Source organism: Sutterella sp., from assembly GCF_052272535.1.
In the GTDB taxonomy this organism is placed as follows: Bacteria; Pseudomonadota; Gammaproteobacteria; order Burkholderiales; family Burkholderiaceae_F; genus Sutterella.
Genome location: NZ_DAVZJY010000034.1, coordinates 1 through 14,506 on the forward strand (window position 1 = coordinate 1; position 14,506 = coordinate 14,506).

10 protein-coding genes are annotated in these 14,506 nt (G+C 66.0%); 5 read left to right on the forward strand and 5 right to left on the reverse strand.

Annotated features, from left to right (window positions below; genetic code table 11):
- Positions 1-412 precede the first annotated feature (412 nt).
- Positions 413-3,955, forward strand: a complete 3,543-nt coding sequence (locus ACT6Y9_RS03320) for an SNF2-related protein (RefSeq protein ID WP_443743484.1) — start codon at positions 413-415, stop codon at positions 3,953-3,955.
- A 107-nt stretch (positions 3,956-4,062) separates the two neighbouring features.
- On the opposite strand, the gene ACT6Y9_RS03325 is transcribed toward ACT6Y9_RS03320, so the two are convergent.
- Both ACT6Y9_RS03325 and ACT6Y9_RS03330 read right to left on the reverse strand, forming a co-directional pair.
- On the reverse strand, positions 4,063-4,392 hold the full coding sequence (locus ACT6Y9_RS03325; protein ID WP_443743485.1) for a barstar family protein: 330 nt from the start codon (positions 4,390-4,392) through the stop codon (positions 4,063-4,065).
- A 50-nt stretch (positions 4,393-4,442) separates the two neighbouring features.
- A complete protein-coding gene (locus ACT6Y9_RS03330) occupies positions 4,443-4,907 on the reverse strand; it encodes a ribonuclease domain-containing protein (RefSeq protein ID WP_443743486.1) in 465 nt (154 codons plus the stop codon).
- Between the two features lie 281 nt (positions 4,908-5,188).
- Here ACT6Y9_RS03330 and ACT6Y9_RS03335 point away from each other — a divergent pair, with 281 nt between their 5' ends.
- A complete protein-coding gene (locus ACT6Y9_RS03335) occupies positions 5,189-6,370 on the forward strand; it encodes an alpha-hydroxy-acid oxidizing protein (RefSeq protein ID WP_443743487.1) in 1,182 nt (393 codons plus the stop codon).
- A gap of 104 nt (positions 6,371-6,474) precedes the next feature.
- Positions 6,475-7,542 carry a substrate-binding domain-containing protein gene (locus ACT6Y9_RS03340; protein ID WP_443743488.1) on the forward strand — a complete coding sequence of 356 codons (1,068 nt, stop codon included), beginning with the start codon at positions 6,475-6,477 and terminating at the stop codon, positions 7,540-7,542.
- Between the two features lie 96 nt (positions 7,543-7,638).
- On the opposite strand, the gene ACT6Y9_RS03345 is transcribed toward ACT6Y9_RS03340, so the two are convergent.
- From ACT6Y9_RS03345 to ACT6Y9_RS03355, 3 genes are all read right to left on the reverse strand, one after another.
- Positions 7,639-8,658, reverse strand: coding sequence for an aspartate-semialdehyde dehydrogenase (locus ACT6Y9_RS03345; RefSeq protein ID WP_443743489.1), 1,020 nt, complete (start codon positions 8,656-8,658; stop codon positions 7,639-7,641).
- A gap of 400 nt (positions 8,659-9,058) precedes the next feature.
- A complete protein-coding gene (locus ACT6Y9_RS03350) occupies positions 9,059-10,369 on the reverse strand; it encodes an aspartate kinase (RefSeq protein WP_295479019.1) in 1,311 nt (436 codons plus the stop codon).
- A gap of 31 nt (positions 10,370-10,400) precedes the next feature.
- Positions 10,401-11,474, reverse strand: coding sequence for a homoserine dehydrogenase (locus tag ACT6Y9_RS03355; protein WP_443743490.1), 1,074 nt, complete (start codon positions 11,472-11,474; stop codon positions 10,401-10,403).
- Positions 11,475-11,810: 336 nt separating this feature from the next.
- On the opposite strand from ACT6Y9_RS03355, the gene thrC reads away from it, so the two are divergent.
- Positions 11,811-13,391, forward strand: a complete 1,581-nt coding sequence (gene thrC, locus ACT6Y9_RS03360; protein WP_443743491.1) for a threonine synthase — start codon at positions 11,811-11,813, stop codon at positions 13,389-13,391.
- 141 nt (positions 13,392-13,532) lie between these two features.
- A complete protein-coding gene (thrB, locus tag ACT6Y9_RS03365; protein WP_443743492.1) occupies positions 13,533-14,417 on the forward strand; it encodes a homoserine kinase in 885 nt (294 codons plus the stop codon).
- Positions 14,418-14,506: the final 89 nt, after the last annotated feature.

A 14,506-nucleotide genomic window follows, 5' to 3' on the forward strand; every position in this document is an offset into this window, starting at 1 on the left:
CGTCCTCCGCACGAGCGGGCGCGGCCCTTCTGCGCACCCCGTCTGATATCATGTCCCTTTCGCCGTCCCGAACCCCGAAATTAACTTCGCCGGGCGGACGGTGCTCAGACCGGCGGACGAGAGAGAAGGAATACAAGGATGGCGACGAGGCGGCAGTACGGAACGACCTGGTGGGGCGCGGCGTGGCTCAACGCAATCGAACGCGTGGACGAGGCAAACCGCCTGCCGCGCGGCAAGACCTATGCGAACACCGGCCGCGTCGAGTCGCTCGAGCTCACCGCAAAGCCCGAAATCGTCGCGTTGGTCGCGGGCTCGGCCTATTCGCCCTATGAGATCACGATCGGCATGAAGCCCCGTCTCGGCGCGCGACGCCGGGCGCCTCGCGGACGCCGTCGCCGCCGACCCCGACCTGGTGGCGGAGCTCCTCGACGGGTCGCTCCCGAGCGGCATCGCCGACATCTGCGAAGACCTCGGGATCGAGCTCTTCCCGAAGACGTGGCGCTCGATGCGCATCCGCTGCACGTGCCCGGACTCGGCGCGGGTCTGCAAGCACGTCGCGGCGGTCTTCTACATCATGGCCGACCGCATCGACATGGATCCCTTCTTCATCTTCCGCTTCCGTGGCATCGACCTGAAGCGGGAGCTCAAGGAACGCGGGATCGACCTCAACGCCGCCGTCACCGTGAAGCCCCTCGCGCCCGCGGCGCTCCTCGCCCGCGCGGCCGCCGACCTCAAGGTCCCCCAGCCGGACGCCCAACCCGCCGCCGACTCTGCGCAGACCATCGAAGCCGCGGCGCTCGCGGTCCTGAGAACCCTCCCCTACGCGACGCTCCCCGACCTGTCCGAAGTCCTCACGTCGCTCTACCCGCAGAAAATCCCGCTCACCTCGAACCCCGACTGCGCCGCGTACGTGAAGAAAATCCTCGCCCGCGCGGCGAAATTCACGAGCCGCACGGTGCGCGGCGCAGCGGCCGACCGCGTGAAGCGCGAGGAAGCGGACGAAAATCCGGCTTCCGCCGCTGCGGCCGCGCAGTGGTTCACGACGGCGACGCTCGGCGCCGATGCGCCCGAGGCGCTGCGCACGGCGGCGGGCGAACTTCTCCTCACGCTCGGCGCGACGAAGGGCGGCGACCCGGTCTTCGCCCTGACGGCGGGCGCGAAGATGCCGAAGAAGCCCGCGTCGCCCGAACTCGAGACGGTACCGGTGAGTCTCGCCGCCCTCACGCGGCGCGAGGCCGAGGTGCTCCGCCCCGAAATGGAGTGCTGGCGCGAGGCGGCCTGGGCCGCGGCGGCCCTGATCGAACGCGGCGCCGTCGTGCCGGCGGTGGTCGAGCCGTCCGGCGTGAAGAACCCCTGCCCGCGCATCTGGTGGCTCCCGGCGCTGCGCGACCCCGCTGTGAAGACGCTCCTCACGGGACTCGCCCGCGGCATCGCTCCGTGGGCGCAGCAGCTGACCGGCAAGTCGGCCCTCGCCCTCACGGAGAGCGACCCCGCCCGCACGGCGCTCCTCGCCGTCTCAACGCTCACCACCGGCCTCATTCGCGCCGCAATTCTCGACTGGTCGTCCCGCCCCGATCCGGCGGACGTCTTTGAAGCGGGGGCGTGCGCGTACGACGTCTCGCAGTTGGACGGCCACATCGACCCGCGGGCGGGCGAATCCCTGGCGCGCGCCCTGAAGCCCTTTGCGTTGGGCGACGCCTACCCCTGGCGGCCGGTCCTCACGGTGCGCACCTCACCCAAGGACGAGGTGCGGCTCAACTTCGGCATTCTCGGCCGGGACGCGGACGTCGAGAAGGCGGCCGCGGCGGAGCTCGCCGCCCCGGAGGACGAGGATTCGATCCCGATGCCGCCCGCCCCGGCGCTCGGCGTCGCAGACCCCTCGGCCGTCCCCACGGACCGCCCGGTGCTCCTGAAGCGCCTCCTGAAGGAGAAGCGCTTCGCACCGCACCGCTTCGCCGCGCTCTCGGTCCTCAAAACGCTCTCCCAGGGCGCGCCGGTGCTCGAAGGCATCCGCACGAGCCGCGGCAAGCCCGCCGTGCTCCCGATGCCGGAATTGAAGGACTTCCTCTTTGAAACCGCTCCGCACCTCGCGATGCTGGGCGTCACCCTGATGCTCCCGCAGTCGCTGCGCCGCATCCTCAAGCCCCGGCTGCAGGCCAGCGCGGGGAGCGGCGCGGGCTTTGCCAAGAGTCTCCTCACGAAGAACGCCATTGCGGACTTCGACTGGGAGGCGGCGGTCGGCGGCCGCGCGCTCTCCTGGAACGAACTCCTCGACCTCGCGAAGCACCCCGGCGAGGTGGTGCGCTTCGGCGACGACTTCGTCTACGTCGATCCCGCCGAGATCGCGCGCATTCAAAGGACCCTGGAGAGCCCGCCCGCGATGACGCCGCTCGAAAAGATGCGCGCCGTGCTGATGGGCGAGGCGGACGGCACCCCGGTCGCCGTCTCCGACGAACTCAAGGCCGGACTCGAGCGCATCACCGAGGTGAAGGACGTTGCGCCCCCGGCAGGGCTCAACGCGGTGCTGCGCCCCTATCAGGAGCGCGGGTTCTCGTGGCTCATGAAGAACATCTCGCTCGGACTCGGGGCCCTCATCGCCGACGACATGGGGCTGGGCAAGACGCTCCAGGTGATCGCCGCCGTGCTCGAACTCAAGAACCGGGGCGAACTCGCCGCGAAGAAGGTCCTCGTGGTGCTCCCCACCACCCTCATCGCCAACTGGACGCGCGAGCTCGCGAAGTTCGCGCCCGCCCTCACCGTTGGCGTGCACCACGGCGCGGACCGGCGGCTTCCTGCCCCGAAGGAACTCCCCGACGTGACGCTCACGAGCTACGGGACCCTGAAGCGCGACTACGAGGCGCTCTCGGCCCTTGCCTGGCGGCTTCTCGTGATCGACGAGGCGCAGGCCGTGAAGAACCCCAATACGCTGCAGACCGCGTCGGTGAAGGGGCTCGGCGCCGATCAGGTGATCGCGATGACGGGCACTCCCGTGGAGAACCGCCTGATGGAGTACTGGTCGATCCTCTCGATCGTGCAGCCGCGGCTCCTCGGCACCCAGAAGAACTTCGCCGACACCTTCGCGCGGCCCATTGAGGCCGACCACGACGAACGCGCGGCCGAAGCGTTCCGCCGGCTCACCGCCCCCTTCATGCTCCGGCGCGTCAAGACCGACCGCTCGATCATCTCCGACCTCCCGGAGAAGAACACCATCGACCGCTTCACGCCGATGCGGCTCGAGCAGACGTCGCTCTACGCGCGTACGCTCACCGACCTCCTCGAGAAGTTGGAGGGCGTCGAGAAGTCGCCCGAGGCGGGCTCGGCGGAGGCGCGCGCCGCCCGCCGCGGGCTCGTGCTCAAGATGATCACGAGCCTGAAGCAGATCTGCAACTCCCCCTCGCAGTTCGAGAAGACGGAGACGGCGCTCCCCGACTCCGGCAAGGGCGACGCCTTCCTCGAAATCATCGACCAGTGCCTCACGGACGGCCGCAAGGTCCTGGTCTTCACGCAGTACCGCGAGATGGGCGAGCGGCTCGCCGCCTGGCTTCAGAACGCCAAGGGCGTGGCGGCGGAGTTCCTCCACGGCGGCGTACCGGTGAAGAAGCGCGCCGAGATGGTGGACCGCTTCCAGACCGAGCGAGACGCGCGCGTACTGATCCTCTCCCTGAAGGCGGGCGGCACGGGCCTCAACCTGACTGCGGCTTCAGCCGTGATCCACTACGACCTCTGGTGGAACCCGGCCGTCGAAGCGCAGGCGACCGACCGCGCATTCCGCATCGGGCAGCGCCGAGACGTTCTCGTCTACCGCCTCGTCACCGCCGGGACGTTTGAGGAGAAGATCAACGAAATGCTCGGACAGAAGCGCGCGCTCGCCGACCTCACGGTGGCCTCGGGCGAATCGTGGATCGGCGACCTCCCGTCGGCGGAGCTGAGAAAGATCTTCGCGCTCGACGCCTGAGGGCCCTTCTTCACCCTCCACCAGCAAAAAACCTCTGTAGCTTCGGGAGCCGCAGAGGTTTTCCTTTTTCTCCGTCGGCCGGAACGGCACGTCCCGGACTGGAGCGGTCAATCGTCTTCGTCCGGATCGTCCTGCGAGGGCAGCACCTCGGAGACGAGGCGGATCTGCAGCCGGTCGGCGCCGGCCTGCGCAACGGCGTCCGAGAAGACCCCTTCAAACGCACGGCGGTCGGCGAGCGAAAGGGCGGCGTCCTCCCAACCGACGAGGTCGATGGTTTCCGGCCCCTCGAGGTCAGTCAAGGCGTCGTAGAGCGCGTCGAGGTTGCGCCCGAACCAGTCGGGGAGCTTCAGCGCCGCAGCAAAGGCCTCGAAGAGCTGAGGCTTCGTGAGTCCCGTGCATTCGACTTCAACGGGAGGCGTGCTGAGGAGTCGCGTCATGATGGATTTCCTTCTTCAAATGCTTGCGTGTCCGCTTCTTCCCGGCCGGGCTATTCCTTGATCCGCCGGAAGGTTTTGTAGTGATCGGCCGTGTACCAATATTCGCCCGAGGTAGCGGGGTCGCCCGCCTCGCCCTTGCCCGCAACGATGCGCTTCGGGCCGCGGTTTCTCAGGCCCGGCGTGGGCACCGTGTATTCGGTGTAGTAGCCGCGCCTCTGTTTGGGGAGCTGCCGCTCGTAGTTCCCAAAGACCGAGCCGTCCTTGGCGTACGGGAAGGGACCGCCTTGGTGAATGAGGGCGAGGGTTTCGCGCGCTTCGGGCGGAAGATCCCGGACGGCGACGACGTCGCCCCCGAGAAACCCAGGAAGCTGAAGAGCCGCGGCCGGAGAGGCCCCGAGGAGCCCCGCGGAGGCGAGTGCGAGAAGACCCGCGGCGGCAGCGGCGGCGACGCGGTTGGTGAGGCGTCCCTTGAGGGAGCACAGGCCGCCGGCGAGGCGGCTCAAAAATGCGTTCATGAGCTTGTTGAGATGCGTTTCAGGCCCGGTCGTTCGGCCGGAGGAAAGAGGAAATCCTACGCGGACTCCATGACGTTTCGATGGCGCTCTTCATCTTCAATCGCAACCACTTGTATTAACGAACGAGCTTCCATCGAACGGTAAAGCGCCGCCCTCAGCATTGATCAGCGACATGCTTATGCTCAATCCAGCATATGTTTGTTTGTTCATAGGTCATCATACTTAGGACACCGGGCGTAGAGCACAAACGCCGACGCCCATAAAAACATCAGGAGATCCCAATGACCCAACACATGATGCTCGACCGTCGCTCCCTTTTCCGCAGTGGTGCTGCCCTCGGCACGGCCACCCTGCTCGGCTCGGTGCCGGCCTTCGCCGCTGAGGAAACGAAGCCCGCGCTGCGTCCGCTCTCGGGCAAGATGACCTATGAAGAAGTCCGCAATCAGGCCCGTCGCCTGATGGCGCCGCGTTGCCTCGTTTGCCCGGAATGCAACGGCCGCGGCCCCTGCATCGGGCAGGTTCCCGGTTTCGGCGGCATGGGCGCCAACCGCAGCTTCCAGGCCAACTATGATTCCCTCGCCGCAGTTGAACTCAATGCCCGCGCCGTGCACGACGTGAAGAAGCCCGACATGACCTTCAACTTCTTCGGTGAAAAACTTTCGATGCCGTGCCTAGCGGCGCCTACGGGCGGCACCACCTACAACATGGGCGGTCGCCTCACCGAAGAGGAGTTCGTCACGGCTATCTGTGAAGGTTGCAACCGCGCGGGCACGCTCGGCGCGGTGGCGGACGGCATCGGCGACCCGATCGACGTCTTCGAAAAGCGCCTGCAGACGCTGAAGTCAAAGGGCCTGAAGGCGATCGTCGGCCTCAAACCCCGGCTGCAGGAAGAAATCATTCTGCGCATGAAGAAGGCAGTCGAAGGCGGCGCCGTCGCGCTCACGATTGATCTCGACAGTGCGGGTCGCGCCGCCCGCGCCACCCCCGGTCAGACCGTAGAGCCGAAGACCTTCGAGCAGCTCTGCGAGCTCGTCAAGGCTTCGCCGCTTCCGCTCTTCTTCAAAGGCATCATGACCGTTGATGAAGCCCGCCTCTGCGTAAAGTCGGGAGCGGCCGGGATCGTGGTGTCCAACCACGGCGGCCGCACGCTCGCCGATTCCGCCGGCACCGCCGAAGTACTCCCTGAGATCGCGGATGCCGTCAACGGCAAGTGCATGATCCTCGTGGACGGCTGCGTCGCTCGCGGCACCGACCTTGAGAAGTACCTTGCGCTCGGCGCCGACGCCTGCCTTGCCGGCCGTCACTTCGTGCGCGCCGCACACGGCGGCCTCGCCGACGGCGTGGCGCTCTTCGCCAACAAGTTGAAGAGCGAACTTCAGGTCGCCATGACGCTCACTGGCGCGAAGAACCTCGCCGCGATCGACCGCCGCATGATCCGCATCCCGACGCGCTGCCGGGTTTGACCGCAGGCGTTCTGGCAGGTCCCGATCCGCCGTCGTTTCGGCTCCGCTGGAGGACAAGGCTTCCCGTATGATTCCCTGCAACGGGAAGCCTTCTTCTCCAACCCATGCAGTCCATCGAATTTCTATACCGTATCGTCGACTCCGCTGATGCCCGATCCGGCATGCACAATGCCCTAATTGAGCAGCTTGCAGTCATCGAAAGCGAACGCTCTCTGGTCAAAGCCGCCAAACGCCTCGGCGTTTCATACCGCCACCTCTGGGGATGCATCGAAGACTGGGAGGCGCGCTTCGGCCAGAAACTCGTACTGCGGGAACAGGGCCGACCGGCGACCCTCACGCCGCTCGGATCCAAGCTACTATGGATGGAACGAAGCATCCTTGCGCGTCACAGCGTCGAAATTGAAAAGCTCCGGTCAGAGCTGAGTGCAGCCTTCGCGGCCGCCTGTGATCCCAACGCCGAAATCATTTCACTCGCCGGGTGTTTTGATCCCTGGCTCGCCCGGCTTCCGCAGGCGATCTTCCCCTCCGGCGTCATTCTCGACCTGCGCTTCAGCACCAGCCTCGAGGGACTCAAGTCGCTCGAGCACGGTGAGGTTGATCTTGCCGCCTTCAACTTTCCCAAGGGATCTACGGCTGAGAGTTCGGCTGCCCGGGCCTTCGCCCCGCATCTCCATGCGTCGAACCTCATCGCCGTGCGCTTCTCCTCCCGCACGCAGGGGCTGGCTCTTGCTGCAGGCAACCCCCACGACGTGCAACGCTTGTCAGACGTAGTGACGAAGCGCCTGCGTTTTGCCGGCCGAAAAGCCGGAACAGGGACGCGGCTCCTTGAGGCCGATCTTCTTGCCCGCGAAGGGCTCGCCGCCGATGCGCTCGACTCCCTCACTCAAATCGAGGAAAGCCACCGCATGGTCGCAATGGCAGTGGCGGCGGGCCGGGCCGACGCAGGTCTCTGCGTGGAGACGGCGGCGAAGCAGTGCGGCGACGCTTATGTACCGCTCGCGCAGGAAGACTATCTTCTCGTCCGGCGCGCCGATGCGGCGTCCCCCGCCCTCGAACGGCTCCTCGCCGTTCTTGCTTCGAGCGACTGGCGGAAAAGTGCGCAGGCGTTCCCGGGCGTGGACGGCGCCCGTTGCGGCGAAGCCTTTAATCTGGCTTCACTCGGTTGGTGGTGAAGCTGCCTCAGGCAGTTCTCTTTCGAAAAAACGAAGCTCCGGCAGGGCCCGTGAGGACCCGTCGGAGCTTCCTTCCCCCAGCCTTCAGCGCGCTTTTCAGCCGATGCCGAAGACGATCTCAGCGATCTGAACCGCGTTCGTCGCGGCGCCCTTGCGAACCTGGTCGCCGCAGCAGAAGAGCGTGAGCGAGCGGTTGTAGGACTCCTTCGGCGCGGAGAGGTCGCGGCGGATGCGGCCGACGTAGACGAGATCCTGGTCGCTCGTGTCGAGCGGCATCGGGTACTTCTTCTCGGCCGGATCGTCGTAGAGCTTCACACCGGGAGCGTCCTTGAGAAGCTCGCGGGCCTCTTCGGGCGAGATCTCCTTCTCGAACTCCATCGTGAGGGCTTCGGAGTGCGAGCGGATGATCGGCACGCGCACGCAGGTGCAGGAGACGAGGAAGTCGGGCTCATGGAGCATCTTGCGCCCTTCGTTCTGCATCTTCATCTCCTCGGAGGTGTAGCCGAGGTCGTTGAAGCCGCCGATCTGCGGGATGAGGTTGTAGGCGATCGGGTACGGGAAGACGCCGAGCGGCGGCTGCTCGCCCTCGGGTGCGTGGATTTCGGCGAGCAGATCGTCGATGCCCTGGCGGCCGGCGCCCGAAACCGCCTGGTAGGTCGAGGCGATCATGCGGCGCAGACGGGCCTTGCGGTGCAGGGCCGCCACCGCCGTGAGGGCGATGATGGTCGCGCAGTTCGGATTGGCGATCAAGCCCTTGTGCCACTTGACGTCTTCGGGGTTCACCTCGGGGATGACGAGGGGCACTTCCGGATCGAGGCGGAAGGCGCTCGAGTTGTCCACGACGACGATGCCCATCTTGGCCGCGTCGGGGAGGAACTTCTTTGCGACGTCGTTGTCCGCGGCGCCGAGGAGGAGATCGAGCCCCTTGAAGGCCTCAAGGGAGGCTTCCTGAACCTTGAGCTTCTCGCCCTTGAATTCGATCTCGGTGCCGGCGCTGCGGGCCGAGCCGAAGAGGCGGAGCTCCGAGAGGGGGAAGTTGCGCTCCGCAAGCACGATGCGCATCTGTTCGCCGACGGCGCCCGTGGCGCCCAATATGCCGACCTTCAACTGCTTCATAGATAATCGGCGCGGAAGCCTCTCTCTTCAGACAGGGGAGGAAGCGCCGTCCTCGTTTCTAAGTTCGGTTAAAAATGTACTTCTCTTTTTGAGAAGCGGTTAGCGGATACCCTCAGGTTCCACTTCACACGGCCCGAAGGCCGGTTGACATCCTTCGCCAATGTTAGAAGGGTTTTTTTGCCTGCAACACCGCTCCTACCTCTCGGAGCTTTTATCACAGGCCGCAGTGCGTGGAACTAGGATGTACATTCCACGGTGCCTATACATTCCCAACCAACGCAGCGCCTCTCGAAAGAGGGGCGCTGAGGCTAGTCAATAAAGGCTCTTTCAAGCCCCTGCCTTTAGGCAGGGGGTATTGACGATGATTTGCCTCTTTCGAACGGGAAGATGGAATGGAACGTCAGCGGGCGAAGCTCTGGTAGAGCGCGCACACGGCCTTGTCGAAGTCCTGGTTGGCGACGCCGACGATGATGTCGATTTCGCTCGAGCCCTGGGAGATCATACGGATGTTCACGCCGGCGTTGCCGAGCGCGGTGAAGAGCTTGCCCGACGAGCCCGGGCGCGCGTTCATGTTGCGCCCGACGATCGCGATCAGGGCCATCGGCTCGGTGACGCGGATTGAGTCCGGCTTGATCTTCTCCTTGATGTCGGCGAGGATCTCGTAGAGGTTGTGCTCGACGTCCTTCTTCGAGAGGACGATGTTGAAGCTGTCGATGCCCGAGGGCAGATGCTCGATCGAGACGCCGTACTTCTCGAGCACGTCGAGCGCGCCCGAGACGATGCCGACCATGTTCGACATGTTGCGCTTGCAGATTTCGATCGAGAGGAAGCTCTTCTTGCCGGCGATGCCGGTGACGAGCGGACCGTTTTCCTCGTCCTCGATCTTGTCGAGCACGAGCGTGCCCGGATCCTGCGGACGGTTCGTGTTGAGAACGTGGATCGGAATGTTGTACTGGCGGATCGGGAAGATCGCGTCCTCATGGAGGACCGAGGCGCCCATGTAGGAGAGCTCGCGCAGCTCCGCGTACGTGATGCGCTCGATGTTGCGCGGGTCCTTCACGATGCGCGGGTCGGCCATCAGGAAGCCCGAAACGTCCGTCCAGTTCTCGTAGAGGTCCGCGTGCAGGCAGCGCGCGAGGATCGAGCCGGAGATGTCCGAGCCGCCGCGGGTCATCACCTTGACCGCGCCGTCGGGGGTGCGGCCGTAGAAGCCCGGCATCACGAAGCGGTCGTTCGACTGCAGGACCTTCTTGAGGTTTTCGGTGGTCTTGTCGAAGTTGAACGTGCCGTCGAACTCCATCGCCACGACGTCGGCGGCGTCCACGAAGGGGAAGCCGAGGAAGTCGGCCATGAGGCGCGAGGTGAAGTATTCGCCGCGCGAGACGAGCTCGTCGACGGAGAGCTCGGGAACGCGCTCGCAGAAGAGGTCGAGCTCCTCTTCGATCGCGGTGTTGAGACCGAGCTCGTTCTTGATCTCAAGGAAGCGTCCGCGGATGATCTCGAAGATCGGGCGATAGTCCACGTGATAGTCCACGTGCGCGCGGCAGAGGTAGAGCAGGTCCGTGATCTTGTTGTCCTTCGGATTCTTGCGGCCGGCGGCCGAAATCACCACGAAGCGACGGGAGGGATCGGCCTCTATGATGGCCTTCACCTTGCGGAACTGTTCGGCGCTCGCGCAGCTGCTGCCGCCGAATTTCGTAATCTTGAGCATGGGAATCTCTTGTGGATTTAAGGGGTGGAATTCAGTCTTCGGGCCGGAACGCCATGAACGCGCCCTTCTCCCGGGCAATGGCGGCCAATTCTTCGAGGGTCCGGTCGGGCAGGATCCCGTCGGGGAAGAACCCCGTGCCGCGCAGCAGCCCCGCGTCGTAGGCGAGCGGTGCGGACTCGAGAACCGGCTCGACCCGGCGTGTTCGGATGCTTGTGAGGTCCTGGAGAACGGCGTCGGCGGTGGGCCTGCCGCCCGCGCCCTGGCCGTAGAACTTGAGCGTGCCCACGACGTCGCCCGTCAAGGTCGCGCAGTTGAAGTTCTCCTGCACGTTCGCCTCAAGGGCGGTGCGCGGCAGCACGACGGGAACGACGCCGAGGGCGAAGCGGCCGTGGCTGCGGCGAAAGAGCATCATGTGGCGGACGGTTTTGCCCGCGCGGTGAAGGTCGTCGAGGACGGCCTTCGAAAGCTTTTCAATCCCGAGCACGGGGAAGTGGGCGCAGACGGGAGCGCCGGCCGCGACCGAAGCCGAAATCAGCGCCTTGTTCGCGACGTCGAAGCCTCCGATGTCGGCGGTCGGGTCTGCTTCGGCGTAGCCCTTGGCCTGCGCCTCCTTGAGCGCATCGTCAAACTCCATCCCGAAGCGCTCCATGCGGTCGATGATGTAGTTGCCCGTGCCGTTCAAAATCCCCTGCATCGCGTCGATGCGGTCGATGCGCGAGGCCTTCTTGATGTTTTCAATCCAGGGAATGCCGCCGCCGCAGGAGGCTTCGAAAAGGAGCGGAAGGTTGAGGGCGCGCGCCGTTCCTGCGAGCTCCTCGTAGTGGGCGGCCAAGGCCGCCTTGTTGGCGGTGACGACGCCCTTTCCGGCGCGCAGGGCCGCGAGCATGTAGGCGTGCGAAGGCTCGATCCCGGAGAGGACGTCCACGACGACGTCCACCTGCGGGTCGTTCACGATGTCTTCGAAGCGCTCGGTCATGAGCGGACCGCCCGCCTTGCCCGGACGGCGCAGGATGTGGAGGAGCTCGATGCCGCAGTTGCGTTCGGCGAGCAGTTCAGCGACGCTGCGCCCGACCGTACCGAAGCCCAACAGACCGATTTTCAGCATGCGTCATCTCCCTCGTCGCGGTGCGCCTCGCGGGGGACGCCTTCGCGTCCGGCCCGCCGCCGGCGGTGTTCCAGTGAAGTCCCCTCCGCATCTTCGAGGGGTGGCTCTTCACCTATCCTACCCGACATGCAAAGGGGGAATTCCCCTATTGTCTTTGGGACAAAGTCGTAGTTGAACTGAGTCAACGAGAATTGAGGAAAAGTAATGGCGCCGCGGCGGCCGCGGCTTTCAGCCAAAGCGCCGGGCCCGCCCGCATAATCGGACGAGGTCCGGGGGAGCGCTGGCCGGACGCCGCGCGCCCGATGGTCGTTCTGCCGGACGTATAGTAGGAGTACATTGAAGCCAACCCGCCGCGCCCCGGAGCCGCATCGCAGCCCCCATACAGAGCGCGGCACAACGAAGGACCTCGCCCACTTCATGCTCTACCACAGCACCCGCAATCCCCAGGAAGTCCTCACGAGCCGCGAAGCGGTCCTCAAGGGGCTCGCCCAAGACGGCGGCCTCTTCGTCACCGACCTGCTCGGCGAGCGCCGCATCGACCCGGCCTCGCTAACCGGTCCCTACGCCGACACCGCCAAGCGCGTCTTCTCGGCGCTCCTCGACGACTACACGCCCGAGGAGATCGATCAATCCATCGCCGCGGCCTACGGCTCCACCTTCAAGTGCCCGCTCCCGGGCGACGTGACCCCGGTGACGAAGTTGGGGCGCATGCACCTCCTCGAGCTCTACCACGGCCCCACGGCCGCCTTCAAGGACGTCGCGCTCTGCATGCTCCCGCAGCTCATGAGTCGCGCGCTCGCCGGAACCGGCCGGCGCCTGATGATCGTCACGGCCACTTCGGGCGACACGGGCAAGGCCGCGCTCGCGGGCTTTGAGGACGTCCCGGGCATCGGCATCACGGTCTTCTACCCCGAGGGCGGCGTTTCCGCCGTGCAGCACCTGCAGATGGCGACCCAGGAGGGGTCGAACGTCGCGGTCTGCGCCGTCAAGGGGAACTTCGACGACGCGCAGACGGCGGTGAAGAACCTCTTCTCCTCGCCCATTACGAAGGAGCTCGCTCAAATCGGCGTCTCGCTCTCGAGCGCCAACTCGATCAACATCGGCCGCCTCGTGCCGCAGATCGTCTACTACTTCGACGCCTACCGGCAGCTGCTCGCGCGCGGCGTCGTGCATGCGGGCGACCCGGTGGACTTCACGGTGCCGACGGGCAACTTCGGCGACGTTTTGGCCGGCTGGTGCGCCAAGCGCATGGGCCTCCCGGTGCGGCGCCTCGTCGTCGCCTCGAACGCCAACAACGTCCTCACGGACTTCCTCCTCACGGGCGTCTACGACCGCCGCCGGCCGCTCCACAAGACGATTTCGCCCTCGATGGACATCCTCGTCTCGAGCAACCTGGAGCGCGCGCTCTACTGGATCGACGACATGAGCGCGGAGCGTACCCGCGAGCGCATGGAGTCCCTGAAGACCAAGGGCTTCTATCAGGTCGACGCCGAGCTTCTCGCGAAGCTCCAGGCGACCTTCGGCTGCGGCTTCGCCGACGACGCGGCCACCATGGACTCGATCCGCGCGGCCTGGGAGGAGGACGGTCGCCTCATTGACCCGCACACCGCCGTCGCCCGCCGCGTGGCGCTCGAGAACGCCTCGCCCGAGGTGCCGATGGTGGTGCTCTCGACGGCTTCGCCCTACAAGTTTTGCCGCGACGTCTACACGGCGCTCTACGGCGACCTCAAGACCAAGGCCGCTGCGCCCGAAGCCGCCGCCTTCGAGTACATGGACGCCCTCGCCGACGCGACCGGGGTCGAGCCGCCCGCCTCGCTCTCCAACCTGCGCACGAAGCCCGTGCTCTGGAAGGACGTCGAGGCGATCGCCGACCTGCCCCAATACGTCCTCAGGCAGGCCCGCACGAAGCTCGCCTGAGCTTCACCAAAGGGCGTCTCCCTGCGGCCTGCGCCGTGAGCAGCGCGTCCCGCAGGGGCACTCCGCGGGATGAGCGCGTCCGAAGGAGAATGCGCGCCATCCCGCAGCGCAGCCGTTTCTTTTTAGAGAGAGATCCAACACATGTTCGTCACCGTCAGCGCCCCCGCGTCCACTTCGAATCTCGGCCCGGGCTTCGACTGCCTCGGCCTTGCGCTTTCGCTGCGCTCGGTCTTCACGTTCGAGCCTTCGGACGAATTGATCGTCGAAGGGTGCCCCGAGGCCTACCGCAACGCCGACAACCTCGTGCTCCAGGGCTTCCGCACGCTCTGCCGCCAGGCCGGAGCCGAGGCCCCGACCGTGCGCCTCACCATCAACGCGGGCGTGCCCGTCGCGCGCGGGCTTGGGAGTTCCTCGACCTGCATCGCCGCGGGCGCGGCCGCCGCGAACGCCTTCCTCGGGAACCCCTTCACAAAGGACGACCTCTTCCAGATCTGCGCGCGCTTTGAGGGCCACCCCGACAACGCCGCGCCCTGCGTGCTCGGAGGTCTCACCGCCTCCTTCGCCGCGGACGAGCGGTTCCATGCGCTCGCGCTCCCGATTTCGCCCGACTGGCGCTTTGCGGCCGTGATCCCCGACTACGAGGTGAAGACGGCCGACGCCAGAAAGGCGATGCCGAAGGAAATCTCCGTGAAGGACAGCGTCTTCACGACCTCGCACGCGATCGCGATGATCAACGCACTCGCCTCGGGCGACGAGGATCTTCTCGCCGAAGCCTGCCGGGACCGGCTCCACGAGCCCTGCCGCAGGAAGCTCATTGCGGACTACGAGACGCTGCGCGCGCTCGCCTTCGAGTCGGGCGCCTCCGCCTTCTTCATCAGCGGCTCCGGGTCCACCCTGATCGCGATGACGAAGAGCGACGAAACCGCGCTGCGCTTCACCGCCGCCGCCCGCGACCGGTTCCCGAGCTTTGACGCGCACGTTCTGGAGACGTGCCGCGAAGGCGTGGAGGTGAAGGTCGAGGAGTAGCTTCACCGGCTTATGGCCGTCGAGCCTCTCCATGGAGGCCCGCCGCCCGCAGCAGATCTTCGGAACGATGGGCGCCGCCGAATCTTCGG

What these genes read in the sequence shown, in the direction of transcription:
- ACT6Y9_RS03325 (WP_443743485.1), bottom strand. Translation starts at nt 4,392, where the DNA reads ATGACGCGACTCCTCAGCACGCCTCCCGTTGAAGTCGAATGCACGGGA.
- ACT6Y9_RS03330 (WP_443743486.1), bottom strand. Translation starts at nt 4,907, where the DNA reads ATGAACGCATTTTTGAGCCGCCTCGCCGGCGGCCTGTGCTCCCTCAAG.
- ACT6Y9_RS03335 (WP_443743487.1), top strand. Translation starts at nt 5,189, where the DNA reads ATGACCCAACACATGATGCTCGACCGTCGCTCCCTTTTCCGCAGTGGT.
- ACT6Y9_RS03340 (WP_443743488.1), top strand. Translation starts at nt 6,475, where the DNA reads ATGCAGTCCATCGAATTTCTATACCGTATCGTCGACTCCGCTGATGCC.
- ACT6Y9_RS03345 (WP_443743489.1), bottom strand. Translation starts at nt 8,658, where the DNA reads ATGAAGCAGTTGAAGGTCGGCATATTGGGCGCCACGGGCGCCGTCGGC.
- ACT6Y9_RS03350 (WP_295479019.1), bottom strand. Translation starts at nt 10,369, where the DNA reads ATGCTCAAGATTACGAAATTCGGCGGCAGCAGCTGCGCGAGCGCCGAA.
- ACT6Y9_RS03355 (WP_443743490.1), bottom strand. Translation starts at nt 11,474, where the DNA reads ATGCTGAAAATCGGTCTGTTGGGCTTCGGTACGGTCGGGCGCAGCGTC.
- thrB (WP_443743492.1), top strand. Translation starts at nt 13,533, where the DNA reads ATGTTCGTCACCGTCAGCGCCCCCGCGTCCACTTCGAATCTCGGCCCG.